Source organism: Enterobacter nematophilus (assembly GCF_026344075.1).
GTDB lineage: Bacteria > Pseudomonadota > Gammaproteobacteria > Enterobacterales > Enterobacteriaceae > Enterobacter > Enterobacter nematophilus.
The window spans coordinates 1-25,011 of sequence record NZ_JAPKNE010000002.1; the positions used below are offsets into that span (position 1 = coordinate 1).

At 56.0% G+C, this 25,011-nt stretch carries 22 protein-coding genes, 1 tRNA gene and 3 pseudogenes; 23 read left to right on the forward strand and 3 right to left on the reverse strand.

The window, feature by feature from the left end; genetic code table 11:
• The 21 genes and pseudogenes from OSH03_RS06750 to OSH03_RS06850 form a co-directional block, all read left to right on the forward strand.
• A partial coding sequence (locus OSH03_RS06750) for a Tli1a family immunity protein (protein ID WP_266178650.1) occupies positions 1–480 on the forward strand: 480 nt, incomplete at its 5' end.
• Entirely contained in the window at positions 468–617 is a 150-nt protein-coding gene (locus tag OSH03_RS06755) for a hypothetical protein (RefSeq protein WP_266178651.1), read from the forward strand. The genes OSH03_RS06750 and OSH03_RS06755, both read left to right, overlap by 13 nt.
• Before the next feature lie 95 nt (positions 618–712).
• On the forward strand, positions 713–1,243 hold the full coding sequence (locus OSH03_RS06760; RefSeq protein ID WP_151412978.1) for a Tli1a family immunity protein: 531 nt from the start codon (positions 713–715) through the stop codon (positions 1,241–1,243).
• Positions 1,231–3,678 carry a T6SS phospholipase effector Tle1-like catalytic domain-containing protein gene (locus OSH03_RS06765; RefSeq protein ID WP_266178652.1) on the forward strand — a complete coding sequence of 816 codons (2,448 nt, stop codon included), beginning with the start codon at positions 1,231–1,233 and terminating at the stop codon, positions 3,676–3,678. Before OSH03_RS06760 ends, OSH03_RS06765 begins: the two co-directional genes overlap by 13 nt.
• 18 nt (positions 3,679–3,696) lie before the next feature.
• A pseudogene (locus OSH03_RS06770) lies at positions 3,697–3,802 on the forward strand (PAAR domain-containing protein); the annotation flags it as partial.
• Between the two features lie 121 nt (positions 3,803–3,923).
• Complete coding sequence (locus OSH03_RS06775; protein ID WP_266178653.1) at positions 3,924–4,457, forward strand: Tli1a family immunity protein; 534 nt, start codon at positions 3,924–3,926, stop codon at positions 4,455–4,457.
• A pseudogene (locus OSH03_RS06780) lies at positions 4,445–4,675 on the forward strand (hypothetical protein); the annotation flags it as partial. The gene OSH03_RS06775 and the pseudogene OSH03_RS06780, both read left to right, overlap by 13 nt.
• A 102-nt stretch (positions 4,676–4,777) precedes the next feature.
• Complete coding sequence (locus tag OSH03_RS06785) at positions 4,778–5,311, forward strand: Tli1a family immunity protein (RefSeq protein WP_266178655.1); 534 nt, start codon at positions 4,778–4,780, stop codon at positions 5,309–5,311.
• Positions 5,299–5,529 (forward strand): annotated as a pseudogene (locus OSH03_RS06790) (hypothetical protein); the annotation flags it as partial. The gene OSH03_RS06785 and the pseudogene OSH03_RS06790, both read left to right, overlap by 13 nt.
• Positions 5,530–5,632: 103 nt before the next feature.
• On the forward strand, positions 5,633–6,166 hold the full coding sequence (locus OSH03_RS06795) for a Tli1a family immunity protein (RefSeq protein ID WP_266178657.1): 534 nt from the start codon (positions 5,633–5,635) through the stop codon (positions 6,164–6,166).
• Positions 6,154–8,610, forward strand: a complete 2,457-nt coding sequence (locus OSH03_RS06800; protein ID WP_266178658.1) for a T6SS phospholipase effector Tle1-like catalytic domain-containing protein — start codon at positions 6,154–6,156, stop codon at positions 8,608–8,610. The genes OSH03_RS06795 and OSH03_RS06800 overlap by 13 nt, the downstream gene beginning before the upstream one ends.
• Positions 8,611–8,628: 18 nt before the next feature.
• A complete protein-coding gene (locus OSH03_RS06805) occupies positions 8,629–8,886 on the forward strand; it encodes a PAAR domain-containing protein (RefSeq protein WP_266178659.1) in 258 nt (85 codons plus the stop codon).
• Positions 8,883–10,022, forward strand: a complete 1,140-nt coding sequence (locus tag OSH03_RS06810; RefSeq protein WP_420909755.1) for a hypothetical protein — start codon at positions 8,883–8,885, stop codon at positions 10,020–10,022. The genes OSH03_RS06805 and OSH03_RS06810 overlap by 4 nt, the downstream gene beginning before the upstream one ends.
• The gene (locus tag OSH03_RS06815; RefSeq protein ID WP_266178661.1) at positions 10,006–13,446 is read left to right on the forward strand and encodes an ImcF-related family protein; all 3,441 of its coding nucleotides are present in this window, start codon (positions 10,006–10,008) and stop codon (positions 13,444–13,446) included. The genes OSH03_RS06810 and OSH03_RS06815 overlap by 17 nt, the downstream gene beginning before the upstream one ends.
• Positions 13,443–15,044, forward strand: coding sequence for a type VI secretion system protein TssA (gene tssA, locus OSH03_RS06820; RefSeq protein WP_266178662.1), 1,602 nt, complete (start codon positions 13,443–13,445; stop codon positions 15,042–15,044). Before OSH03_RS06815 ends, tssA begins: the two co-directional genes overlap by 4 nt.
• Before the next feature lie 41 nt (positions 15,045–15,085).
• The gene (tssF, locus tag OSH03_RS06825) at positions 15,086–16,840 is read left to right on the forward strand and encodes a type VI secretion system baseplate subunit TssF (RefSeq protein WP_266178663.1); all 1,755 of its coding nucleotides are present in this window, start codon (positions 15,086–15,088) and stop codon (positions 16,838–16,840) included.
• Positions 16,804–17,889: a type VI secretion system baseplate subunit TssG gene (gene tssG, locus OSH03_RS06830; protein ID WP_266178664.1), complete on the forward strand. Its 1,086-nt coding sequence runs from the start codon at positions 16,804–16,806 to the stop codon at positions 17,887–17,889. Before tssF ends, tssG begins: the two co-directional genes overlap by 37 nt.
• Complete coding sequence (gene tssJ / locus OSH03_RS06835; protein WP_266178665.1) at positions 17,867–18,412, forward strand: type VI secretion system lipoprotein TssJ; 546 nt, start codon at positions 17,867–17,869, stop codon at positions 18,410–18,412. Before tssG ends, tssJ begins: the two co-directional genes overlap by 23 nt.
• A complete protein-coding gene (tssE, locus tag OSH03_RS06840) occupies positions 18,412–18,867 on the forward strand; it encodes a type VI secretion system baseplate subunit TssE (protein WP_151412973.1) in 456 nt (151 codons plus the stop codon). The genes tssJ and tssE overlap by 1 nt, the downstream gene beginning before the upstream one ends.
• 14 nt (positions 18,868–18,881) lie before the next feature.
• Positions 18,882–19,352 carry a hypothetical protein gene (locus tag OSH03_RS06845; RefSeq protein WP_266178666.1) on the forward strand — a complete coding sequence of 157 codons (471 nt, stop codon included), beginning with the start codon at positions 18,882–18,884 and terminating at the stop codon, positions 19,350–19,352.
• A gap of 104 nt (positions 19,353–19,456) precedes the next feature.
• Positions 19,457–20,785 (forward strand): VasL domain-containing protein, encoded by a 1,329-nt coding sequence (locus OSH03_RS06850; RefSeq protein WP_266178667.1) that lies wholly within the window; start codon positions 19,457–19,459, stop codon positions 20,783–20,785.
• Positions 20,786–20,835: 50 nt separating this feature from the next.
• Here OSH03_RS06850 and OSH03_RS06855 read toward each other — a convergent pair.
• Both OSH03_RS06855 and OSH03_RS06860 read right to left on the reverse strand, forming a co-directional pair.
• A tRNA-Arg gene (locus OSH03_RS06855) sits at positions 20,836–20,907 on the reverse strand.
• 75 nt (positions 20,908–20,982) lie between these two features.
• Positions 20,983–21,912: a formate/nitrite transporter family protein gene (locus OSH03_RS06860; protein WP_253542879.1), complete on the reverse strand. Its 930-nt coding sequence runs from the start codon at positions 21,910–21,912 to the stop codon at positions 20,983–20,985.
• A gap of 315 nt (positions 21,913–22,227) precedes the next feature.
• On the opposite strand from OSH03_RS06860, the gene mlaA reads away from it, so the two are divergent.
• Positions 22,228–22,980 (forward strand): phospholipid-binding lipoprotein MlaA, encoded by a 753-nt coding sequence (gene mlaA / locus OSH03_RS06865; protein ID WP_061097503.1) that lies wholly within the window; start codon positions 22,228–22,230, stop codon positions 22,978–22,980.
• A 44-nt stretch (positions 22,981–23,024) separates the two neighbouring features.
• Here mlaA and fadL read toward each other — a convergent pair whose 3' ends face one another.
• Complete coding sequence (gene fadL / locus OSH03_RS06870) at positions 23,025–24,305, reverse strand: long-chain fatty acid transporter FadL (protein ID WP_266178668.1); 1,281 nt, start codon at positions 24,303–24,305, stop codon at positions 23,025–23,027.
• Between the two features lie 372 nt (positions 24,306–24,677).
• Here fadL and OSH03_RS06875 point away from each other — a divergent pair, with 372 nt between their 5' ends.
• Positions 24,678–24,962 carry a YfcZ/YiiS family protein gene (locus OSH03_RS06875; protein ID WP_028013973.1) on the forward strand — a complete coding sequence of 95 codons (285 nt, stop codon included), beginning with the start codon at positions 24,678–24,680 and terminating at the stop codon, positions 24,960–24,962.
• Positions 24,963–25,011: the final 49 nt, after the last annotated feature.

Genomic DNA, 25,011 nt, shown 5'->3' on the forward strand with positions numbered 1-25,011 from the left:
TGTAGCCAGCCGACGGCGAACGCAGAAAGCCGGGGTGGCGGCGGAACCATAGAGGCGATCAATCACACCAAATGGGCAATCAACCATTTCAGCGTCGATGGTCAGTCGGGGATAGACATTATCGGGCCGTATCAGGGCGGCGGCGGTGGCTGCTGCTATGGCGTGCCGGCGAGGTGGCGGCCGGGTATGACGGTGAAAGTCGACTGGGAAACAGGTGTTGGGGATATGGATGGGTTTCCAGGGTTTGACAAATGGGATGAGTATCTGGTCTGGGAAAAAAAAATGAAGGCCCAGAATAAGCAGCACAGCGCGGTGGTACCGGTGCCGGACTATACGGGACAGGAAATCTGCGGGATCACGGTGCATTTTCTGCCCTGTGATGAGGTGAAAGTGACGACCAGCTGTGCCAACTATGGCCACCCTGAACACCCGATCAAAGAGCCTCTTAAGATGCCGGAGCCCAAAGTATGTCCGAAATAATCACCGATCTGGCGTGGTTCCCGCCGGCGTTTCCGGCTCAGGGGCGATTACCCGCTCAGGCTGCGCTGGTAGGCACAAACTGCGTGCAGCAGGATAACCACGAGCTGGCCTACCGGCAGGCTCTAATCACCGTTTGACGTTTTTTCCTTTCAGTAATGCTTAGCCATGCCATCGTGAAAAGTCATGGTTAAGCAAGACGCAGTAACCTGTTAATTCATAAAAGGAATGCAAAATGAAAATACGACATTACCTCGTGGTACTGGGTGCCCTGCTGCTGGCGGGATGCAGTCAACTCGTGGCGAACGCAGAAAGCCGGGGTGGCGGCGGAACCATAGAGGCGATCAATCACACCAAATGGGCAATCAACCATTTCAGCGTCGACGGTCAGTCAGGCATTGATGCTATTGGTCCCTGGCAGGGCGGCGGCGGCGGATGCTGCTATGGCGTGCCGGCGAAATGGCAGCCCGGAATGACGGTGAGGGTCGACTGGGAGACAGGAGTGGGTGGCTCGAAGGGTTTTCCAGGTTTTGCAGATAGAGAGAAGTTCAAAAAATGGAAAAAAGATATGCAGGCCCAGAATAAGCAGCACAGCGCGGTGGTACCGGTGCCGGACTATACGGGACAGGAAATCTGCGGGATCACGGTGCATTTTCTGCCCTGTGATGAGGTGAAAGTGACGACCAGCTGTGCCAACTATGGTCACCCTGAACACCCGATCAAAGAGCCTCTTAAGATGCCGGAGCCAAAAGTATGTCCGAAATAATTACCGATCTGGCGTGGTTCCCGCCGGTATTTCCGGCTCAGGGGCGTTTACCCACTCAGGCTGCGCTGGTTGGCGCAAACTGCGCGCAGCAGGACAACCAAGAGCTGGCCTACCGGCAGGAGCTGTGCCTGGCCGCCGGGCGGCGCGTGGAGCCCCCCTGCTGTAAGACTTTGCATATCAGCTTTTTTTTTGACGGTACCGGTAATAACCTCAATCACGACTTATATATTGCTGACCCGAAGCACCCCACCAATATTGCCCGTCTGTTTCGCGCCACCATCGGGCAGGGTGCAGCCGGTGGAGTCACTAAAGGTGAAGAACTGCTGGATGCGGATGGTAGCGCTGAAGATAAGTACTACAAATATTATATTCCCGGTGTCGGGACGCCTTTTCCCGAGGTGAACGATCTGGATTTCAGCATGATGGGGCTGGCGGCAGCAACCCACGGGGAGGATCGTATCAACTGGGGCCTGCTGCGGATTATCGATGCCCTGAAGCGGACGACAACCAAGAAGAGCCTGTCGAACAGTGCGAGCTGGACGGCGGTGGACAAAATGGCGACCTCTATGGCGTCCTTTGGGCTGACCGGCAGCGCTAACCGTTATGAGACCTTCCAGAGCCTGCTGAAAGATATGGCACCAGCCCTGCAAAAGGCCCTGGTGCCTGTCGACCCCGGAAAGCCGAAGCTGTTGGGGATTAAACTGTACGTGTACGGCTTTTCGCGCGGGGCAGCGGCGGCGCGGGCCTTTGTCCGCTGGCTCAGCGAACTGTTACCAAAGCCTGCAGAGGGAAAAGACAAACCCGAGCAGTGCCTGGCGGTGGGGGGGCTGAAAATTCCACTCAGCGTGGAGTTTCTTGGCCTGCTGGATACGGTGGCCTCGGTGGGGGTGGCGCATATCGCCCCGGTTGCTGAAGGGCATATGGGCTGGGCGGACGGGACCCAGGAGCTGCCAGCAGAGAAGGTCTACGGGGGCTTGATTAAAAAGTGTGTCCACCTGGTCTCTTCCCACGAACAGCGGCTGTGTTTCCCGCTGGATTCGATCCGCCGCCCGGATGGTACGTATCCGGCGAACAGTCAGGAGGTTGTTTATCCGGGAATGCACTCGGATATAGGCGGTGGTTACCCGCCAGGGGATCAGGGTAAGGCAAATGGTGATGGCGATAGTTTGCTGTTGTCACAAATTGCGTTGAATGAGATGTATGCCGCTGCTTTTGAATCTGGAGCCCCTCTGAAAGCCCCCGAAGATAGTTTACCTGAAGATCTTAAATCTCAGCGCTGGAGGGTAATGGATGCCGATAGAATCTTAGAATTCGATATTGATACTGCTTTAGTCAATCGTTTCAATGCATGGCGCGAAATCACCCTCGGCCTGACAGCTCCCGATAAACCCATTCCCCCCGAACAGGCCGCAAAATACGATCCGCCGCGCGCGCCGGTCAGCCTGGAGAAAGCCCTTGAAGATCAGATGGGCTGGATCACCGCGTGGCGTATCAATCGCTATGCCGGGGGAACCTACAAGACCCAGCGCTTCTATGTTGATTCGGCGGCGAACGGGCTGGATAAAGACAGCGATCCGCTGGTCAGAAAGCAGTCTGAGGAAGCATGGAAAGAAGCAAAGAAAGAGGTTGACGATGCTCGGCGGGATATGAAGGCGAAACATAAACCTGAAGAGGGCTTCCTGATGCTCCCGCCGGGGCCGAAGGATTTTGACGCCGCGCTGGGGCAAACCCAGCTGCGCCAGGCCGCCGAAGAGTTCAGGGAGGATTACAGCGGCCTCTCCCGGTCGGATACCGGTAACTGGCTGTTTACCGCCGTTGATTCAATGAGCAACGCCATCTTCCTGCTGAATCACGACAATGAGTACGGCGAATGGCGCAGCATGAAAACGGCCGGGGACGATCGCGTGAAAGTGCTTTTCCCGACAACCGGCGAAGCGAGTAACGCCTCTGAGCCTGCCGGGCTGGTGCGGGCGCTGTTTGACGATCAGGTCCATGATTCCCGCGCGTGGTTTATGCACAACGCCTTCGGCTCCCGCGAACCCTGGGGCAGCTATTTCCTCTACCGGATGATCTACTTCGGCAGCCGCAGCAGTAAGCCGATGACGCCGTTGATGATTGCCGGGGCGGTGGTGGGGGTCGCGACCCTTGCCGCAGGCGCGGCCGTTATCATCAAACAGAAAAGCGCGAAGGGCAAACTCGCAGGGCTTGCCGGTACCGTGGGGGCCGTTTATCTCGAAACGCAGGCCATCGATCTGCTTTCCGGCAAACCGCTGCCGATGCTGCCTGATGCAGCACAGCTGCAGGCACCAACGATGGAGCCAGGCACGGTGGTTGCACAGCAAACGCAGGTCATCAGCGAGCAGCGGCTGGCGCTGGCAAAATCAATGATTGAATCCAGCTGGGCGGAAAAACTTAAGGCGACCGTAACGGCCTGATTCAGGGAGGGATGAAGGATGAAAGCAGTGATACGCGAGGGCGACACCCTGCGGGAGTACGGCGGGAAAGTGCTGGACGGGCATTATCTTTGCTTCGGGAAAGGGGGTTGCCTGCAAAGGCGATGCAATGTGTCCGAAATAATCACCGTTGTTTATCTCCTTCAGTAATGCTTAGCCATGCCATCGTGAAAAGTCATGGCTAAGCAAGGTGGACGTAACCTGTTAATTCATAAAAGGAATGCAAAATGAAAATACGACATTACCTCGTGGTACTGGGTGCCCTGCTGCTGGCGGGATGCAGTCAGCCTGCGGCGAAGGCTGAAACCCGGAGTGGCGGTGGTGGAACCATTGTTGCCATCAACCATACCAAATGGGCAATCAACCATTTCAGCGTCGACGGTCAGTCGGGGATAGACGCTATTGGGCCCTGGCAGGGCGGCGGCGGCGGCTGCTGTTATGCCGTGCCGGCGAAATGGCGGCCCGGAATGACGGTGAAAGTCGACTGGGAATCGGGGGTGGGCGGCTCAAAGGGTTTTCCCGGCTTTGCAGATAGAGAGAAGTTCAAAAAATGGAAGAAAGATATGCAGGCCCAGAATGAGCAGCACAGTGCGGTGGTACCACTCCTGGACTATACGGGGCAAAAGACCTGCGGGATCACGGTGCACTTTATGCCCTGCGATGAGGTGAAAGTGACCACCAGCTGCGTGAGCCCCGGCCGGCCTGGCTACCCAATCAACGAGCCGCTGCAGATGCCGGAGCCAAAAGTATGTCCGAAATAATTACCGATCTGGCGTGGTTCCCGCCGGTATTTCCGGCTCAGGGGCGTTTACCCACTCAGGCTGCGCTGGTTGGCGCAAACTGCTCGCAGCAGGACAGCCACGAGCTGGCCTACCGGCAGGAGCTGTGCATGGCCGCCGGGCGACGCGTGGAGCCTCCCTGCTGCAGGACGCTGCATCTCAGCCTGTTTTTTGACGGTACTGGTAATAACCTTAATCATTGGCTGGTTTTTAGGCCCCTTCAGTAATGCTTAGCCATGCCATTGCACAGGGCATGACTAAGCAGGATGCAGTAACGTGTCAATTCATAAAAGGAATGCAAAATGAAAATACGACATTACCTCGTGATACTGGGTGCCCTGTTGCTGACGGGCTGTAGCCAGCCTGCGGCGAAGGCTGAAATCCGGAGTGGCGGTGGTGGAACCATTGTTGCCATCAACCATACCAAATGGGCAATCAACCATTTCAGCGTCGACGGTCAGTCGGGGATAGATATTATCGGACCGTATCAGGGCGGTGGTGGTGGTTGCTGCTATGGCGTGCCGGCGAAGTGGCGACCGGGTATGACGGTGAAAGTCGACTGGGAAACAGGGGTGGGATACTCAATGGATTTTCCGGGTTATGCCGATGAACAAAAATTTTTATCCTGGGCCAAAAAAATAAAAGCCCAGAATAAGCAGCACAGCGCGGTGGTACCGGTACCGGACTATACGGGGCAAAAGACCTGCGGGATCACGGTGCACTTTATGCCCTGTGATGAGGTGAAAGTGACCACCAGCTGCGTGAGCCCCGGCCGGCCGGGCTACCCAATCAACGAGCCGCTGCAGATGCCGGAGCCCAAAGTATGTCCGAAATAATCACCGATCTGGCGTGGTTCCCGCCGGCGTTTCCGGCCCAGGGGCGTTTACCCATTCATGCTGCGCTGGTTGGCACAAACTGCGCGCAGCAGGACAACCACGAGCTGGCCTACCGGCAGGAGCTGTGCCTGGCCGCCGGGCGGCGCGTGGAGCCTCCCTGCTGTAAAACTTTGCATATCAGCCTGTTTTTTGACGGCACCGGCAATAACCTTAATAACTGGCTGGTCTTTATACCCCTTCAGAAATGCTTAGCCATGCCATTGCACCAGGGCATGGCTAAGCAGGATGCAGTAACGTGTTAATTCATAAAAGGAATGCAAAATGAAAATACGACATTACCTCGTGGTACTGGGTGCCCTGTTGCTGACCGGATGCAGTCAGCCTGCGGCGAAAGCTAAAACCCGGAGCGGCGGTGGTGGAACCATTGTTGCCATTAATCACACCAAATGGGCAATCAACCATTTCAGCGTCGACGGTCAGTCGGGGATAGACGCTATTGGGCCGTATCAGGGGGGCGGCGGCGGCTGCTGCTATGGCGTGCCGGCGAAATGGCGACCGGGTATGACTGTGAGGGTGGACTGGGAAAGCGGGGAGGCGTCCACAGATGATTTCCCTGGGTACCAAGATAGGGCTAAGTATCTGGCCTGGGAAAAGAAAATTGATAAAAGTAATCGAAATCATAGCAAAATTGTACCGGTTCCAGACTATACGGGACAAAAGACCTGCGGGATCACGGTTCACTTTATGCCCTGCGATGAGGTGAAAGTGACCACCAGCTGTGTGAGCCCCGGCCGGCCTGGCTACCCAATCAACGAGCCGCTGCAGATGCCGGAGCCAAAAGTATGTCCGAAATAATCACCGATCTGGCGTGGTTCCCGCCGGCGTTTCCGGCTCAGGGGCGTCTACCTGCTCAGGCTGCGCTGGTAGGCACAAACTGCGCGCAGCAGGATAACCACGAGCTGGCCTACCGGCAGGAGCTGTGCCTGGCCGCCGGGCGGCGCGTGGAGCCCCCATGCTGCAAGACTCTGCATATCAGCCTGTTTTTTGACGGCACCGGCAATAACCTTAATCACGACTTATATATTGCTGACCCGAAGCACCCCACCAATATTGCCCGTCTGTTCCGCGCCACTATCGGCCAGGGCTATGCCGGGGGGCTGGCGGACAAAAAAGCGGAGCTGCTGGATGCCAGCGGCAGCGGTGATGACAAATACTACAAATATTATATTCCCGGCGTCGGGACACCTTTCCCCGAGGTGAACGATCTGGATTTCAGCATGATGGGGCTGGCGGCAGCGACCCACGGGGAAGACCGTATCAACTGGGGCCTGCTGCGGATTATCGATGCCCTGAAGCTGACGATGGGCCTGGATGCGCTGTCAGACGACGAAAGCTGGACGGCGGTGGACAAAATGGCAACCTCTATGGCGTCTTTTGGGCTGACCGGCAGCGCTAACCGTTATGAGACCTTCCAGAGCCTGCTAAAGGATAAGGATATGGCACCAGCCTTGCAAAAGGCCCTGGTACCGGTCGAACCCGGAAAGCCGAAGCTGTTGGGTATCAAACTGTACGTGTACGGCTTTTCGCGCGGGGCGGCGGCGGCGCGGGCCTTTGTCAACTGGCTCAGCGAATTGCTGCCAAAGCCTGAAGAGGGAAAAGACAAGCCCGAGCAGTGTCTGGCGGTGGGCGGGCTGAAAATTCCGCTCAGCGTGGAGTTCCTTGGCCTGCTGGATACAGTGGCCTCGGTGGGCGTGGCGCATATCGCCCCGGTGGCGGAAGGGCATATGGGCTGGGCGGACGGAACCCAGGAGTTGCCGGCAGAGAAGATCTACGGGGGCTTGATTAAAAAGTGTATCCACCTGGTCTCTTCCCACGAGCAGCGGCTGTGTTTCCCGCTGGATTCGATCCGCCGCCCGGATGGTCATTATCCGGCGAACAGCCAGGAAGTCGTTTATCCGGGAATGCACTCGGATTTAGGTGGTGGATATCCGCCGGGGGATCAGGGGAAAGCAAATGGTCACGGTGACAGTCTGTTACTTTCACAAATCGCTTTACATGATATGTATTCTATAGCGTTTTCTGTAGGTGCTCCATTTAAGGTAATTAAGTCCTCATTACCAAAGGATCTGCAACAAGATAGGTGGCGTATTTTAGATGCACGCCAAATGAAAGAATTCGATATTGATACTGCTTTAGTCAATCGTTTTAATGCATGGCGCGAAATCACCCTCGGCCTGACAGCTCCCGATAAACCCATTCCCCCCGAACAGGCCGCAAAATACGATCCGCCGCGCGCGCCGGTCAGCCTGGAGAAAGCCCTTGAAGATCAGATGGGCTGGATCACCGCGTGGCGTATCAATCGCTATGCCGGGGGAACCTACAAGACCCAGCGCTTCTATGTTGATTCGGCGGCGAACGGGCTGGATAAAGACAGCGATCCGCTGGTCAGAAAGCAGTCTGAGGAAGCATGGAAAGAAGCACAGAAAAAAGTTGACGATGCTCGTAAGGCAGATATTGCCAAACATAAACCTGAAGAGGGCTTCCTGATGCTCCCGCCGGGGCCGAAGGATTTTGACGCCGCGCTGGGGCAAACTCAGCTGCGCCAGGCCGCCGAAGAGTTCAGGGAGGATTACAGCGGCCTCTCCCGGTCGGATACCGGTAACTGGCTGTTTACCGCCGTTGATTCAATGAGCAACGCCATCTTCCTGCTGAATCACGACAATGAGTACGGCGAATGGCGCAGCATGAAAACGGCCGGGGACGATCGCGTGAAAGTGCTTTTCCCGACAACCGGCGAAGCGAGTAACGCCTCTGAACCTGCCGGGCTGGTGCGGGCGCTGTTTGACGATCAGGTCCATGATTCCCGCGCGTGGTTTATGCACAACGCCTTCGGCTCCCGCGAACCCTGGGGCAGCTATTTCCTCTACCGGATGATCTACTTCGGCAGCCGCAGCAGTAAGCCGATGACGCCGTTGATGATTGCCGGGGCGGTGGTGGGGGTCGCGACCCTTGCCGCAGGCACGGCCGTTATCATCAAACAGAAAAGCGCGAAGGGCAAACTCGCAGGGCTTGCCGGTACCGTGGGGGCCGTTTATCTCGAAACGCAGGCCATCGATCTGCTTTCCGGCAAACCGCTGCCGATGCTGCCTGATGCAGCACAGCTGCAGGCACCAACGATGGAGCCAGGCACGGTGGTTGCACAGCAAACGCAGGTCATCAGCGAGCAGCGGCTGGTGCTGGCAAAATCAATGATTGAATCCAGCTGGGCGGAAAAACTTAAGGCGACCGTAACGGCCTGATTCAGGGAGGGATGAAGGATGAAAGCAGTGATACGCGAGGGCGACACCCTGCGGGAGTACGGCGGGAAAGTGCTGGGCGGGCATTATCTTTGCTTCGGGAAAGGAATTGCCTGCAAAGGCGATGCGGTGAGGTGCAATAAACATGGCATGACGGTCATTATCGAAGGTAGCTCGATATCGGAAGTGGACGGACAGCCGGTGGCGCTGCACGGTCACCGTTGTGCCTGCGGCTGCACGCTGGTGAGCTCCTTTCCCGATTGCGGCATTGAGCTGTGAGGCCGTTACCGGAGTATCCACCCTACCGGGTCGCGCGCCCTCCTGATGGCAAGCGATGGCTGTCAGCGGGCGCGCTGATGGTATTGCTGTGCGGGGTGGGCGGCGCGCTGCTTCGTTCTGCCGGGAGCGGTGCAGAGCTGGTTATAAAAGGAATGGCCTGCGCGTTGATTGTGATGGGCGTGCTCTGGTTAATACGCCTGCTGTATTACCGGATGTCGGCCCATAACGCCCGATATTATGAACAACTGGTTGAGCAGCAGCAGCAGGCCTGGTGGGAGCAGCATCAATACCGTTTCGCGCTCAGTGATATGGTGCTGCTGGGCCCGGCCGGAACCGATACGCCACACTGGCTGCGGCTGCTAAAGCGGGAGCATCGGGTTCCTGAGATAAAAAAAGAGCCGAGCGGGAAAGCGCTGCGTATCGGTCGAACGCTGGTCGATACGGTGGCTGAACGCGAAGCTTTACTGGCAAAAATGCTGGTGCTGCAATGGCAGACGCAACGCGCAGATTCCTCCCTCCCACAATTATGGCGATGCTACTGGCAGGGTTCTCTGAAGGGCTGGCGTGCATTCTGTACTCAAATGCAGGTTTCGTTTCCGGACGTGGCGCTTCCTGAAAAACCGGAGGCATGGCAAGGCGAAGAGACGCTGTCTGCACTTGCCGCAACGGCTCAAACTCTCGCTGAAACAGAGGCCATTCTTGTCGCTGGGTGTCATTCGATAGCTGCTTCGTTTAACTCTGCGCAGCCTGCCGGTGAGTCCGCTGCACTGTGTCTGGTCGCTCAGAGAGGGCTAGTCAGCCTGACCCGGGGGGAGGTTTATGATATCGCCGGGAAAGAGGTTTTAACCGCAGTCTGCGAGCGAGCTGAGCAGCAAAGTGAACTCGAAAATCCGCCTGATGCCTGCATGCTGTTCTCACAGCCGACGCTGCCCGCCCTGGCGCAAAGCGGCTGGAATGTAACCCATCACGTTCAGGACCTCAACTGGGGGAACCCCGGTGATATGGAAATGCTTATCGTGCTGCTTCTGGCGGCCCTTTACGCAAAAAATAATCAAGAACCCTGCGGCTGGATAGCCAAAGATCCTCTACACACTCTCGCACTTGGAATTATTAAACCTTATGGTGAAGGAAAATAAACCCGCTGAATTTTCTGTGCTTGCCACGGCGGTGTTGTTTGTTGCTACTGTCACGCTGCTTGCGTTGGCAGGTGGGTTGCTGTGGTGGTATTGGTGGGAAGATCTCTCCACTGAATGGGACGTGTTACGTCGAATCATAACGGCCTGTTTTGTTGTCTGGGGAGTGTCGCTTTGCGTACTGGTGCTGGGGTTTATCGCTTTTCATTTAATGATTCGGGATAAAGTTATGGGAGAAGTTTCTTCCACGCCGGTCAAAAAGAAAAGAACGCCCGGGCTGCCGCTCAAGGTGGACATCAGCAGCCATCTCCGTCGCCGCTATAGCCTCTTTTGGCGAAGTAAAGCTCGCCTGCTGTTAGTCACAGGCGATGAGAACGCCATCGCTCAGTTGGTGCCCAATCTGCAAGCCCGTCAGTGGCTGGAAGGTAACCGCACGGTCTTGATTTACGGCGGCAGCCTGACCGCTGAACCCGACGAAAAAAAATATACTGCTCTGCGCAAGCTGCGACGTGGTCGTCCTCTGGACGGCATCGTGCGCGTAATTGGCGAAGGCCAGAGTATTACGCCGCAGATGAGCGATAGTGATCTGCGCGGGCTGGAAAAAATCAGCGAACTGCTGCGCTATTCCGCGCCGGTATGGTTATGGCAACTGCGAGACAGTAAGTGGTCGCAGGCTAAGCGTATTGAACAGCCGATCGGAGCCACTTTCCCGCTCCGAGCCAAAGCCGACGACATTACCCGCCAGCTTGAACTGATGCTGCCGACCCTGCGGACGCAGGGGGTGAGTCAGGTCGCAGAAAACAACCGCCACGACTTCCTGCTGCGTCTGGGCCAGCATCTCAAAGATGGCGGTATCGCCCGCTGGGCCCAGCAACTGCTGCCATGGCTCTCCGACGCTCAGCAACGCGTTCCGCTGCGCGGCCTGATGTTCAGCCTGCCGGAGAATAAACCTGCTGAGATGTCAGGGGGAACAGCCGACGCTGAGAAATATATTCCGGAGTCACAACGCCATGCCCTCGCTCTGCCGGTGACATGGCAGGGGATCGTTGACGACTGCACCCGTGTACGTGGCCGCCGTGTCGGTATGGCATGGGAACAGACGCTCGCCTGGACGCTGGCGGCCATCATCGGTCTCTGGGGGGCGGGGCTGCTGGTCTCGTTTATGCTGAACTATGCACAAATTTCCTCTGTGGCAGGAAAAGCCCGCAATCTGGTTGAACATCCTTCGGTATCCGATTATCAGCTGACGGCACTGCATGAACTGCGAAACGATGCCGGGCGCATGTTGCACAATATTCAGGAGGGCACGCCCTGGTATCAGCGCTTCGGCCTCGACCATAATCAGCAGTTGCTAAACGCGATGCTGCCCTGGTACGGCGTGGCTAACAACCGGCTAATACGCGACCCGGCAAATGCTGCCCTGGCGCAAAAGCTCGCAGCGCTGGTCAATTCAGCGCCAAACAGCGACCAGCGGGTGCAGCTGGCGAAACCGGGTTATGACCAGCTTAAAGCCTGGCTGATGATGGCTCGCCCGGATAAAGCCGACGGTGCGTTTTACGCGCAAGCGATGAAAACCGTGCAGCCGACGCGTATGGGCATCTCAACCGGGCTGTGGCAGAGTCTGTCGCCGGATTTATGGGCCTTCTATATCGCTGAACTGCCAAAGCAGCCACAGTGGAAAATCACGCCTGATGCACAGCTGGTCAGCCAGAGCCGTCAGGTGCTGTTGCAGCAGATTGGCCGCCGCAACGCGGAAAGCACGCTGTATGAAAACATGCTCAAATCCGTACGCCGTAATTTCGCGGATGTGTCCCTGGAAGACATGACCAGCGGCACCGACGCCCGTCGCCTGTTCACCACCGATGAAGTCGTACCGGGCATGTTTACCCGCCAGGCATGGGAAGGGGGGATTCAGCAGGCCATTGAGAAAGCGGCCAGTTCACGCAAGGATGAAATTGACTGGGTATTGAGCGACTCCCGCAAAGCCGTATCGGCGGACCTTTCCCCGGAAGCGCTCAAAGCGCGCCTGACAGAGCGTTACTTCACTGACTTCGCCGGCAGCTGGCTGAACTTCCTTAACAGTCTGCGCTGGAATCCTGCGAACAATATTGCTGATGTCACCGACCAGCTAACGCTGATGAGCGATGTCCGCCAGTCGCCGCTGATTGCCCTGATGAATACCCTCGCCTGGCAGGGACAGACCGGTCAGAAAAGCGAAGGCCTTTCAGACTCAATCATCAAATCGGCTAAAGACCTCGTAGGCGGGAAAGACAAACCTGCGATTGACCAGTCAGCGTCAGGCCCACAGGGGCCACTGGATGAAACCTTCGGCCCGCTGCTTCAGCTTCTGGGTAAAAACAACGGCAGTAACGTCATGTCGGCTGACAACTCTCTGAGCCTGCAGACCTATCTGACCCGTATCACCCGCGTGCGCCTGCGCCTGCAGCAGGTGGCCAGCGCCTCAGACCCGCAGGAGATGATGCAAACCCTGGCGCAAACCGTATTCCAGGGCAAAAGCGTGGACCTGACTGATACCCAGCAGTACGGCAGCCTCATTTCGGCAAGCCTTGGCGAAGAGTGGAGCGGTTTTGGCAGCACGATGTTTGTGCAGCCGTTGGCCCAGGCCTGGGAGACCGTGCTTCAGCCGTCGGCAGCAAGTCTGAATGACAAATGGAGCCGCTCGGTTGTGACGAACTGGCACACGGCATTTGACGGGCGCTTCCCGTTCGCCGCGAGCAAGAGCGATGCCTCCTTGCCCATGCTGGCCGAATTTATACGTAAGGACAGCGGACGTATTGAACGCTTCCTGGCGACTGAACTCAGCGGTGTGTTGCACAAAGAGGGCAGCCAGTGGGTACCGGATAAGGTTAACAGCCAGGGACTGAACTTTAACCCAACGTTCCTGCGGGCGATAAATCAACTGAGCGAGCTGTCAGACATTCTGTTTACCGATGGCAGTCAGGGCATCAGCTTCGAGCTGCAGGCACGTCCGGCACCGCAGGTAGTGGAAACTCAGTTGACCATTGATGGGCAAAAGCTGCACTACTTTAACCAGATGGCCGACTGGCAGTCCTTCCGCTGGCCGGGAGACACGTACAAACCGGGAACTATGCTGACCTGGACCTCGGTCAACGCCGGTGCGCGTCTGTTTGGGGATTACAGCGGGACCTGGGGCTTTATACGCTGGCTGAACCAGGGCAAGCGGCAGCAGCTTGACCGCAGCCAGTGGATGGTAAGTTTCACCGCCCCGGATGGTCGAACTCTGCAATGGGTACTGCGTTCACAGCTGGGCAGCGGGCCGCTGGCATTACTGGCACTGCGCGGCTTCACGCTGCCGGATCGGATCTTCAGCATCGACAGCGCGGCCACGGCTCAGGCGCTGATGGCCAGCACGGAAAACAGTGACATGGACGGAATTGAAGAATGAGCAGTCTGCAGAATCTTGTTGCCGCCTGTCAGGCGGACGAAATTGAGCTACGACAGCAGGCGCAGGCCCGCACGGAATGCTGGCAGCCCTGGCTTGCCCCGGTCAGCGACACCAATCCTACAGGGGAAGATCCGGGTTATGACGATGATTTCCAGCGTATCAGAGAGGAGGTAAATAAACTCTCCGGCATCGATACCGGGCTGATTTGTACGCTTGCCGAAAAACTGCTAACCACCACCGCCAAAGATATCCGGATTGCCACCTATTACTGTTGGGCGCGTCTGCATCAGGACGGGGAAACCGGCTTTGCCGAAGGGCTTGAACTGCTGGCAGGATTGCTGCAGCGCTATGGAGCGCAGCTTCACCCGCAGCGCGAGCGGAGCCGCAAACCTGCGCTTGAGTGGCTCGCAGGCTCTCGTCTGCTCGACAGCCTCTCCCTCTGGCCGGAAGTAGTTCGCAGCGATGCTCAGCGCACCGCGGGTGTGCTGCTGCTCATCCGCGACAGTCTGGAAACAGAGCCGGAAACGTCACGGCCGGAACTTAATGCGCTGTACAGCGCGCTGGAATCCCGCCTGATGAAGGCCGGTGGCGTAGATGCTTTGGTTCCTCAGAACGCCAGTAACTCGTCCCAGCCACAGATCTCATCGCACACGACAGAGCATGATGCGCCCGTCCTGAGCCGCATTTCGTCTGGTCAGGATCTATTGACCCAGGCCCGTACTCTGGCGGGATATTTGCGTGAACAACCGGATGGATGGCTTCCCGCACACCGGCTGATGAAAAGCCTGCGACATGACACGCTGAGTGCTATTCCGGCGCCGGATGCCGAAGGGAAAACGCGCATCGAACCGCCGCGGGCTGACCAGCGGGCCATGCTCAAACGCCTGTACCTTCAGCAGAGCTGGCTGGAGATACTGGAGCACGCCGACAGCACCTTCTCGCGCGGTGCCAACCACCTCTGGCTGGATTTGCAGTGGTATATCCATCAGGCCCTGGTGAAATTGGGCCAGGATGTGCTGGCCGACATCATCATTGCCGACCTAAAAGGACTGCTGCGTCGCCTCACCGGGCTTGAAACGTTGGCCTTTAATGACGGGACGCCGTTTGCCGATGAGGTCACGCTGAACTGGATAAATCAGAGCGTGCTGGATGATATGTCCGGCTGGCGTGATGAGCCGGTCAGTACTGTCAGTGGGACGGACAACGATATTCTGGCTCTTGAGCAGGAAGCGCTTGTGAAAGCGGACACGGATGGCCTGGATGTCACACTCCACTGGCTGCAGACCCGCCCGGGCACTGACACCACGAAAGACAAATGGCTGCTGCGCCTGCTGATGGCGCGCGTGGCGGAACAAAAGGGTAAGAACGAACTGGCCCTGCATCTGCTGGGGGAACTCGATGGTGCTGCACAGTCAATCACCCTCACGCAGTGGACGCCGGCGCTATTGTTTGAAGTCAAATCGCGCCGCCTCAGACTGCTGCGCATGAAAGCCACCCGCAGCGAGACCGATAAATCTCGGCTTCAGCCTGAGATGGACCAGCTTCTGGCCGGTCTGATCGCGCTCGATCCGGCAAGCAGCGCGGTGCTATGCGGGTAAAACGCCTGGCCTACCTTTAAAATTCATCTATTCAGGTTCTTATGGACGATTTAACCCTGCGTTATTACGACGCTGAAATGCGCTACCTGCTTGAAGCCGGCGAAGAATTTGCCCGCGCTCACCCCGAGCAGGCAGCAATGCTCAACCTCGATAAAGCGGGCGCGCGCGACCCGTACGTGGAACGCCTGTTTGAAGGCTTTGCCTTCATGATGGGGCGGCTTCGCGAGAAGCTTGATGACGACCTGCCTGAACTGACAGAAGGGCTGGTCGGCCTGCTTTGGCCGCATTACCTGCGCACCATTCCGTCGATGTCGGTGGTGGAGTTCACACCCGACTGGCGTGAGATGAAAGAGCAGATGCGCATTGTCAAAGGCTTTGAGGTGCACTCGCGGCCGATTGGTGAAAAGGGGACGCGCTGCCGGTACACTACAACCAAAGAGATTACCCTTCAGCCATTGTCGCTTGAGCACGCCCGCCTGACTACTGATTCAGACGGGCATTCGGTTATCAGCCTGCGGTTTAACTGCAGCCACCTGGCCGACTGGGGCCGTGTCGATCTCAGCCAGCTCCCGTTCTACTTCAACGCCGACGCGCCGCTCGCCTGCGCCATGCATGAAGCCTTCACCATGAATGTTGCCCGTCTCTGGCTGCGGATGCCTGGCGACATGGACAGAAGACCGCTAGACGGATATTTCAGCGCGCTGGGATTTGGCGATGACGACGACCTGTGGCCGAAGGGCAGCAGCAGCTTTAGCGGCTATCAGCTGCTGCTGGAGTACTTCACCTTCCGCGAGAAATTCATGTTCACCGGCCTGTGTGGACTGGAGAGCGTCAACTTTCCGGCTGAACTCCCCTGGTTTGAAATCGACGTAGTGTTGGCGGAACGCTGGGAGCATGACTTCAGCTTTACCGAAAAGCATCTGCGCCTGAACTGCGTGCCCGTGATCAATCTGTTCCCACTGGAATCCGATCCGCTCACGCTAAATTCATTGCAGACCGAATACCTGCTGCGGCCGATGCGCGTACAGGATGGTCATACCGAGATTTACGCGGTCGATTCGGTGATGTCATCCAGCCAGCATACCTACGTGCCGTTCTCGAGCTTCCGCCATAAAGGGGGAATGATGCGCCATGAAGCGCCGGAATATTACTATCACACCCGCGTGCGGCGCGGCCCGTCTGGGCTGCATAATACCTGGCTTATCCTGGGTGGCGAAGCCTTTGACAACCACACCGTCCCGGAAGACGAAAGCCTGTCCCTGACGCTCACCGGCACCAACGGCCAGCTACCGCGACGGGCGCTGCAAAGTACCGTGCTCGATACGGTGATGAAAACCACCTCGGCCAGTATCGCCGTGCGCAACCTGTGTGCGCCAACGCTACCCTGTTATCCACCAGCGCAGGATCGTTTCCACTGGCGCGTGCTGAGCCATCTCGGCAGCGGATTTCTGTCGATGATGGATAATGCCGACGTGCTGCGGGGTACCCTGGCGCTGTATGAATGGACGGATAGCGAGATGAACCGCCGTCGCCTGGAAGCCATCATTGACGTGAAGCACAGTGAAACTGAACGATTCGAGCAGGGTTATTTGGTCCGCGGCGTGCAGATTGAAGTAACGCTGGACAGCCACGGTTTTGCCGGGCGCGGCGACATCTGCCTGTTCGGCGAGATGCTGAGCCGCTTCTTCGCGCTCTATACCGACATCTATCTGTTTAACCGCCTCATTATTATCCTGCAACCGACCGGAGAACGCCTGGAATGGCTAGAGAAGCACAACCGCCGCATTCCCGGCTGACGCCGCGGCTGGAGGTCGATCTTCACCGCATCAACTTTTACCGTTTATGCCAGCTGCTGGAGAAGCGCAATCCTGGAAGGCCGCTGATGGGCTCAACTAGTCATCCCGCCGATGACCCGGTACGTTTCGCGCCGCATCCGGGGATGGGGTTTCCGGTCAGCGAACTGAAGGCCGTCGAGTATGACGAAGACGATGACAGTAAGCCTCCGGTTATCCGCACAACCTTTATGGGCATGTACGGCGTCGATTCTCCCTTACCGACGGCGTATCTCGATGACATTACCCAGCGCCGGGAAGGGCATGAGGCGCTGCAGGGCTTTCTGGATATTTTCAGCCATCGCATCCTGACGCAGTTTTACCGCATCTGGCGAAAATACTCCTACCCGGCCACGTTTGAGCCCGGCGGAACGGACAGCATTTCGCAGTCGTTACTGGGTCTGGTAGGGCTGGGGATACCGGGTACGGCAAATCATATTGCCACACCCGTGTCGCGCTTTCTGGCTCTGCTGGGAGTGCTGCAGCAGCCGGGCAAAACTCAGGAGGGGATACAGGCACTGGTGAGCCTGCTGGCCCCCGATACGACGGTGCAGGTAAGTCCGTATTGTCTCCGGCCGGTAGAGGTCAATCAGCCGCTGGGTTTTTATGGCGATGATGATTTTCTGCTGGATGGCAATACGCCGTTAGGTGATGAAGCGATGGATGCCAGCAGCCAGCTGCTGGTTGCACTCAAGACGGATAACGAACAGGAAGCGCAGGGATGGAAGCCGGATGGCCAGCTGTACCAGGATTTCCTGGTGATGCTGCGGGTGTATCTGGGCTGGCGGTTCAAGGCCAGAATCACCCTGACCACCTCTGTCCGACTGCTGGCCGTACCACCGCTGGGTGAAAACCCTTTCTGGTTGGGAATGAACGGCGTGCTGGGTGCAGAGGGTGAGAGCCTTCCGGATGACATACCTGAAACCTTTACGACAGAGTTGGGCTATTACCGCGGGCTGGAGCCTGCGAAACCGCAACAAGGAAACCGACGTGTTACGTACAAGTTTAAATAAAGCCACTCGCTGGCTGATGCCTCTGATGGCGCTCACTTTGACAGGCTGCGGGGTGACGCAGAGCATCACCGACGGTATCAAATCGGCGTTTACTTCCGTGTTCTATAAAAAGATTAAAATACTGCATCTGGATTTCACCGCGCGTGAGGCGCTGAACACCGACTCCCGCGAAAATAACTCACTGTCAGAGCCTGTTGTGGTGCGGGTTTATCAGCTCAAAGACCGCAAAACCTTTGATAAGACGGTCTATCAGCAACTTCTTCAGGATGATGCCAGCATTCTGAAAGACGACATGCTGGCCAGTCGTGACGTCGTGGTGAAGCCGGGCGGGGATGTAAGCCTTGATATGCCGATGGAAGAAGAAGCGCAGTTTGTCGCGGTAGTGGGGCTGTTCAGGCACCCGGACATGACTAACGACACCTGGAAGCAGGTTATCAAGCGCAGCGATCTGGATCCGGATAAACCGCGCATTCTGGAAGCCGGCGAGAACCATCTGGCGCTGCAACCGCTTAAGGATGACTGATGCCCCAGGGACATAACACACCTTCGCTGTATGAGATGCTGACCGGAAATTTTACCGGCGGCCTCGAGCTTAATCAGGTTGCTGAAGAAAACCAGGTCATCCTTTCGGTACTTGATAACATGCAGCGCGTTCTCAACTGTCGCGCCGGCACGCTGGCGCATCTGCCCGACTACGGGTTGCCCGATATGACAAAAATCCTGCAGGGCATGCCTGGAACGGCCCATGAGCTTATGGGCACATTGTCTGCCGTCCTGCTCAAATATGAGCCACGCCTGAAAAAAATAGACGTGGTTCTGCTGGAGCAGAATGTACCCGGCGAACTGCGCTATGCCATTGACGCCGAGCTCAAAGGGATTGGGCTGGTGCGCTATGGCACCGAGTTTATGCCCGAAGGACGGGTTCTGTTGAGGCACCTCAGGCAACAGCAGTATCTCGACACGTCAACCCGGATATAAGGTCAGTTAGCACCATGTCAATAAAATCACAGTTCCTGAAAAAATTGCAGGCCAGACAACCCGCCCCGGCTTTGCCTTGCAGCAAGAGTCAGTTGGATATAGCTGAGTTTCGCCTGCGAATGGAGCAACTTCAGACGCAGATGGATGAGTGGCTGACAGGTACCGGACTGAATGTAGAGCCGCTGACGGCATCCGTACCTGACCTGCTGGTGGAGGGAGGGGTTTTTGAGATTACCGGTATCGTTCTGCGTTATGACAACCGGGCGGTAAAGTTTATGCCGGTATTTCTGTATGGGCAGGGCGTGGCTGGCTGTGTCGAGGTGACTTTTTGCTCCGGAGAAGATGTGATTTCTCAAGGACGCCTGTTCATGCGGGTGGGGGGAATGAGTCACTGGACTTATACTTCCCCTGATACGTCGCCTCAGTCAGGACAGCTATTTGATGAAGGTATTTTTTTCGGCCTGATTTTAGCGCTGTTGTCATAGCGATAACTCTCATTCCTTCTGTTAGTCATTGCCATTCTAAATCGTAAAACACCTCACACATCAACTGACGACATTAACCGACACGGATATTCAGGCCTTCCAGGATGACCACACATAAAATGTTAAAAACCGGCGGCGACCCGCGCACGCTGCCGGAATACACATCCCTGCGTAACGAATTGAATAAACTAAGCCATCCGGCGCGCCCGGATGTGAACTGGGTATACGTTGAAAAGTGCTGCCTTTCATTATTTGAGCAAAACGGCGTTGAGTTGCAGACCGCAGCCTGGTACACCCTTGCCCGTACGCACCTGTCTGGATTAACTGGTATGAATGAAGGGCTCACTATCCTGGAGGCTCTGATTACCCGTCAGTGGGATGTTCTCTGGCCGCAGTCGCTGCAGGTTCGTATGGAAATCCTGAGCAGCCTGAGCCAGCGCCTGCAGCAGCTCATGCGTATGCTTCCGCTAAACAACAGCGATCTTAGCGATCTTTACAACGCTGAAGAATTGCTTGCCAGCCTGGGGGCAGTGCTTCAGCGCCTTGAGCTCAAACACCTTAGCCAGTTTGATACGTTACGAACGGTGGTACATTCAAGCGCAGCAAGGCTGGAAACCAGTAATGGCGTGACAGACTTGAATGGGAGCAGGCCCGACAGTGAATCGCCTCCGGAGAGGGCAGAGCCGATCGAAGCGGTGAAATGGGTCTATGTTGTGCAGCAGGAAACTGAGCCGAATAGTGACGACCGTATGACGGCTGCCGGGTCTGTCAGGCCATGGAAACCTTTTGTCGCTGGGGTGTGTTCTGCGCTGGTGGTCTGCATCGCCGTGGCGTGGGGAGGGGGATTGCTGTCCAGACCCGATCCATTAGCGGCTCAGGCCGTTGCCTCTACGGCACCGTTACCTGAAGTGCTTACGCCCGTTCAGCAGGACGCTTTATTACAGCGAGATACGTTACCCGCCACGTTTATCTCAGACACGCAACGGCAGCTTGCGCGGCTGGATAAACTGCCGCCTGACTGGAGTATTGCTTACAGTCTTCAGCTGTTAGAGCAACTCCAGACATTGCGACCTGAAGAGGCTAAGGTGCTGATAATACAGTGGCAAAAAAAGTTTAACGCGACGGCGTTGCCGGTAGGCGCAATGAACAGCTGGTATCAGGGGATGATGAAGCTTCAGCAACTGAGTGATCGGCTGAGTAATCTGGATGAGCAAAAAGGAAAATATATAACCGTAAGTGAGCTTAAATCCGTGGTTTTTTCGACTATGCAGTCATTTAACCATGCAATACCCGCTGAAGAGCAGCTCAGGCGCCTCTCGCAATATCCTGCAGGAAATGCGCTCCCTGAAGCTGAAAAGACCCAGCTTGAGCTGCATCTAAAGCAACTGGCTGCGCGTTATGCTCAAATAAAGCAGGATGCTTCAGCTCAATGAGTTTTTGCAGCGAACGGACTAATGTGGGTGAAAACAGAGGAAGATAGAAGTGTCCCCTGCAGGAATCGAACCTGCAACTAGCCCTTAGGAGGGGCTCGTTATATCCATTTAACTAAGGGGACGAGGCGGCACGAGTATAGCGTTATTTACACTTTGCGTTAAGCGCATCGCCGCCTGACTGCTCAAAGAGTCACCATTCAGGTTGATTTTTTTGCCGCTTTATCCTTATTTGCCTGCGCCTTAAGCTCGGCTTTGCGTTTATTCGACATGTCGTTACGGATTTGGGCATGGCTTAGCAGCGCAAAGATAAACGTTCCGCCGCAGATATTGCCTGCCAGCGTCGGAATGGCGAACGGCCAGAAAAAATCGCTCCAGTGAAGCGTGCCGTTAAAGACCAGGTAGAGTATCTCAACGGTACCGACCACGATATGCGTGGTATCCGCCAGCGCAATCAGCCAGGTCATCAGGATGATCACCACGATTTTAGCGCTACCAGCAGAAGGGAACATCCACACCATTGTGGCGATAATCCACCCGGAGATGATGGCATTAGAGAACATTTCGACCGGCGTGTTTTTCATGACATCCATACCGATCTTCACAAACGCGTCCCGGGTGGGCTCATCAAATATCGGCATATATTCGAACGCCCAGGCCGCAATGCCCGTGCCGATAATATTTCCCAGCAGAACCACGCTCCAGAGCCTCATCAATAAACCGAAATTACCGAGGGTAGGGTTTTGCATGACCGGCAGAACGGCGGTCACGGTGTTCTCAGTAAAAAGTTGCTGGCGGGCCATGATGACGATAATAAAGCCGAAGGTGTAGCCGAGGTTCTCCAGTAAAAATCCGCCGGGCACGCCCTCCAGCTGCACATGAAATATCCCTTTCGCGAGCAGCGAGGCGCCCATTGAAAGTCCCGCCGCGATAGCTGACCAGAAGAGGGCCATGGCATCGCGCTCCATCTCCTTTTCGCCGTCCTGGCGTATATGTTCGTGGATGGCCATCGCACGGGAGGGGAGGCGATCCTCATCAATCTCTATCTCCTCACCGCGCGCTTTCTCCTCGCTTTCGATTTCATGTTCCTCATTATTTTCGCCAATTTTGTCTTCATCCACTTCTTTCATATCTGCTCCCGGAGGTTGATCTTTCTTTTAAGCGTAGCGGCTTTTATCGGGATGCCTGTGGGGATGCTCTTAAATTGGCGGGAATGACAACAAAGGTGATACATCTCGTTCAAAGACATTATAAAATTGCCAGCGAAACGAATTCCAAAAGTCCGGCTATGCTGAGATCAGAGTCACGGTGATTACTGCCCGTAATTGTACTCATAGACATCGGTAAACGTGCTGTTACAATCACTTGCACGTTTTCAGACGGAGCGCCAGATGCTCCGTTACGGATGGCAATCAACGATAGCCATACTGCACAGGGAGATATTTATGAAACTTCGGCTGTCGGCGCTTGCGCTGGGCGCGACGATGCTTGTGGGCTGCGCCAGCTCCGGGGAGCAAACGGGACGCTCCGATCCTCTCGAAGGATTTAACCGTTCTATGTATAGCTTTAACTACAACGTGCTGGACCCGTACGTGGTTCGCCCGGTGGCAGTAGCATGGCGCGATTACGTTCCACAGCCCGCGCGTAACGGGTTAAGCAATTTTACCAGTAACCTGGAAGAGCCTGCGGTGATGGTCAACTATTTCCTGCAGGGCGATCCGTATCAGGGGATGGTGCACTTTACGCGCTTCTTCCTGAACTCCCTGCTGGGGATGGGCGGCTTTATCGATGTCGCAGGTATGGCAAACCCGAAACTGCAGCGTGAACAGCCGCACCGTTTCGGCAGTACGCTGGGGCATTATGGCGTCGGTTACGGCCCTTACGTTCATCTGCCGTTCTATGGCAGCTTCACCGTTCGTGATGATGGCGGCGATATGGTGGATACGCTGTATCCGGTTCTGTCGTGGCTGACCTGGCCGCTGTCGATTGGTAAATGGACGGTGGAGGGGATTGAAACCCGCGCGCAACTGCTTGATTCAGACGGCCTGCTGCGCCAGTCGTCCGATCCGTACATTATGGTGCGTGAAGCGTACTTCCAGAATCATGACTTTATCGCCAACGGCGGCAAGCTGAAGCCGGAAGATAATCCAAACGCGAAGGCTATTGAAAACGAACTCAAAGATATTGATTCGGAATAAATAAAAAAGGTGAGCAACGCTCACCTTTTTTGATCCCTGCGCGATTAGAACGCGTAGTTGAAGTTAGTACCGAACAGCCAGGCTTTACCTTCAGAGGTAAACTCGTACGGGCCTTCCTTGAAGGTCACTTTCTGACCATGCATATAAGAAACGCCCGCATCGACAGAAGCATTCTCGTTGAACGCGTAGGTTGCGCCAGCACTCACCCAGAAGCGGTCCTGATCCGGAATGGAGATGGAGCGCTTATCAGCCGGTACCGGGCTATCATCGAATGCGATGCCGGTACGGAACGTCCAGTTGTCATCCATATAATAGGTGGTACCCAACGCAATGCGATAGGCGTCGTGGAAGCTCTCGTCCTTATAGAACAGCGTTTGACCGTTGGTGCCGGTCGCTTTCAGCTCCTGGAACTGGCTCCAGCTGGTATAGGCCAGGCTATAGTGAATAGCCCACTGTGGCGCAACGCGGTTGTAACCGGAGACTTCCCACATTTCAGGCAGATGCAGCGACAGTGAGCCAGGGACAGTTTGACCGGAAGTCCCCCACGGGATAGTGGTGCCCGCGCCTGGAACCAGGTTGTTGACCGGCGCCAGGATGCCGCTCTTGTAATCGCCGTCGAAGTCAATTTTCACTTCGGAACGATAGGTCAGGCCCCAGCGGTTGTTTTTGTCCAGCTCGTACAGGATACCGGCGTTCCAGCCATAGCCCCACTCATCGCCCTTCAGGCTGGCAATTTTGTTGCTGTTTTTCGGCAGGCGAGCCGTTTGTTCACCGGAGTAACGCTCAATTTTTGCATCAGCGTAGACGGCATCAAAGCCCAGGCCGAAGCTCCAGCTGTCGTTCAGACGATAAGCACCGCTCAGGTTCAGGTTCAGCGTTGTCAGGTCTGTTTTACCGCCGTATTCGCCTGCCGGGTAGTTGTTGTTGAACTCGGTAGCAAGGCCATAGTTAGACGTGACGGATGCGCCCCAGCCAAACTGTTCATTGATTGGAGCAACGAAGTGCAGGTTAGGTACCCACGCCGTTGGCGCAATGTTATCTGCTTTCAGGCTCGCACCAGAAGGTGACGTGCCGGAAATGTTGACATCAGGATCGATATACACCGCACCAGCAGAGAAGGTCGGGCGATCGAACATCATGATTAATGCAGGGTTACGGCTTGCGTTACCAGCATCATCAGCGATTGCACCTTCCCCTGAATACGCACGGCCAAGGCCAGAGGAAGAAAATTCGTTTAGCTGAAAGCCCGCTGACCAGGCGGAAGTAGAGACGATTGCCACTGCGACTGCCAGCGCAGTCTTGTTGAACAGGGTTTTCTGGCTCATGACCATAACCTCATTGAGTTATTTTTATTCAATAATTGTTACATACCGTAACAGGAGCGCGAAGTGTAGGGTCTGAGGTATGACAGACAAATCAGACCAGTGGCCAGAGTATAGGTCCGACCAGCCTGAATGTTGCAAGTTTGTTTATTAATATTTTCAAACATGTTTCTTGAAACGAGATCTGGTTGGCAAAATTGTGACCATCGCGGCTCACTCAAAAGGGTGGTTTTTGTTTTAGATCATTTTTTAGTGTGATATCGGTCACTTATCCGATTTTGCGCCATTAACGGCTGGAGAGAGCCAGCGCTGGGGCGTAAAATATCAGCATCGTGTTTATCTCGCGCTCTGCGCGAATACAGAGGAAATTGAGCTATGAGTAAATGCAGTGCTGATGAAACCCCGGTTTGCTGCTGTATGGATGTTGGCACCATCATGGACAACACCGATTGCACCGCGTCTTACAGCCGTGTGTTCACCAACCGCGCCGAAGCCGAAGAGACGCTGGCCGCGCTGAGCAAGCGCGCGCGTGATGTGGAGTCCGATCCGTGTGAAATCAAATCTACCTTCACGGAAGTGGACGGTGGCGTGAAGCTGGATATCGACTTTGTGTTTGCCTGCGAAGCTGAAACGCTGATTTTCCAGCTGGGTCTGCGTTAATTCCTGCGGTCTGGTGCCCTCATCCCAACCCTCTCCCACGTGAGAGGGC

Coding starts and splice junctions, on each gene's coding strand:
- OSH03_RS06755 (WP_266178651.1), top strand. CDS start 468: ATGTCCGAAATAATCACCGATCTGGCGTGGTTCCCGCCGGCGTTTCCG.
- OSH03_RS06760 (WP_151412978.1), top strand. CDS start 713: ATGAAAATACGACATTACCTCGTGGTACTGGGTGCCCTGCTGCTGGCG.
- OSH03_RS06765 (WP_266178652.1), top strand. CDS start 1,231: ATGTCCGAAATAATTACCGATCTGGCGTGGTTCCCGCCGGTATTTCCG.
- OSH03_RS06775 (WP_266178653.1), top strand. CDS start 3,924: ATGAAAATACGACATTACCTCGTGGTACTGGGTGCCCTGCTGCTGGCG.
- OSH03_RS06785 (WP_266178655.1), top strand. CDS start 4,778: ATGAAAATACGACATTACCTCGTGATACTGGGTGCCCTGTTGCTGACG.
- OSH03_RS06795 (WP_266178657.1), top strand. CDS start 5,633: ATGAAAATACGACATTACCTCGTGGTACTGGGTGCCCTGTTGCTGACC.
- OSH03_RS06800 (WP_266178658.1), top strand. CDS start 6,154: ATGTCCGAAATAATCACCGATCTGGCGTGGTTCCCGCCGGCGTTTCCG.
- OSH03_RS06805 (WP_266178659.1), top strand. CDS start 8,629: ATGAAAGCAGTGATACGCGAGGGCGACACCCTGCGGGAGTACGGCGGG.
- OSH03_RS06815 (WP_266178661.1), top strand. CDS start 10,006: ATGGTGAAGGAAAATAAACCCGCTGAATTTTCTGTGCTTGCCACGGCG.
- tssA (WP_266178662.1), top strand. CDS start 13,443: ATGAGCAGTCTGCAGAATCTTGTTGCCGCCTGTCAGGCGGACGAAATT.
- tssF (WP_266178663.1), top strand. CDS start 15,086: ATGGACGATTTAACCCTGCGTTATTACGACGCTGAAATGCGCTACCTG.
- tssG (WP_266178664.1), top strand. CDS start 16,804: ATGGCTAGAGAAGCACAACCGCCGCATTCCCGGCTGACGCCGCGGCTG.
- tssE (WP_151412973.1), top strand. CDS start 18,412: ATGCCCCAGGGACATAACACACCTTCGCTGTATGAGATGCTGACCGGA.
- OSH03_RS06845 (WP_266178666.1), top strand. CDS start 18,882: ATGTCAATAAAATCACAGTTCCTGAAAAAATTGCAGGCCAGACAACCC.
- OSH03_RS06850 (WP_266178667.1), top strand. CDS start 19,457: ATGACCACACATAAAATGTTAAAAACCGGCGGCGACCCGCGCACGCTG.
- OSH03_RS06860 (WP_253542879.1), bottom strand. CDS start 21,912: ATGAAAGAAGTGGATGAAGACAAAATTGGCGAAAATAATGAGGAACAT.
- mlaA (WP_061097503.1), top strand. CDS start 22,228: ATGAAACTTCGGCTGTCGGCGCTTGCGCTGGGCGCGACGATGCTTGTG.
- fadL (WP_266178668.1), bottom strand. CDS start 24,305: ATGAGCCAGAAAACCCTGTTCAACAAGACTGCGCTGGCAGTCGCAGTG.
- OSH03_RS06875 (WP_028013973.1), top strand. CDS start 24,678: ATGAGTAAATGCAGTGCTGATGAAACCCCGGTTTGCTGCTGTATGGAT.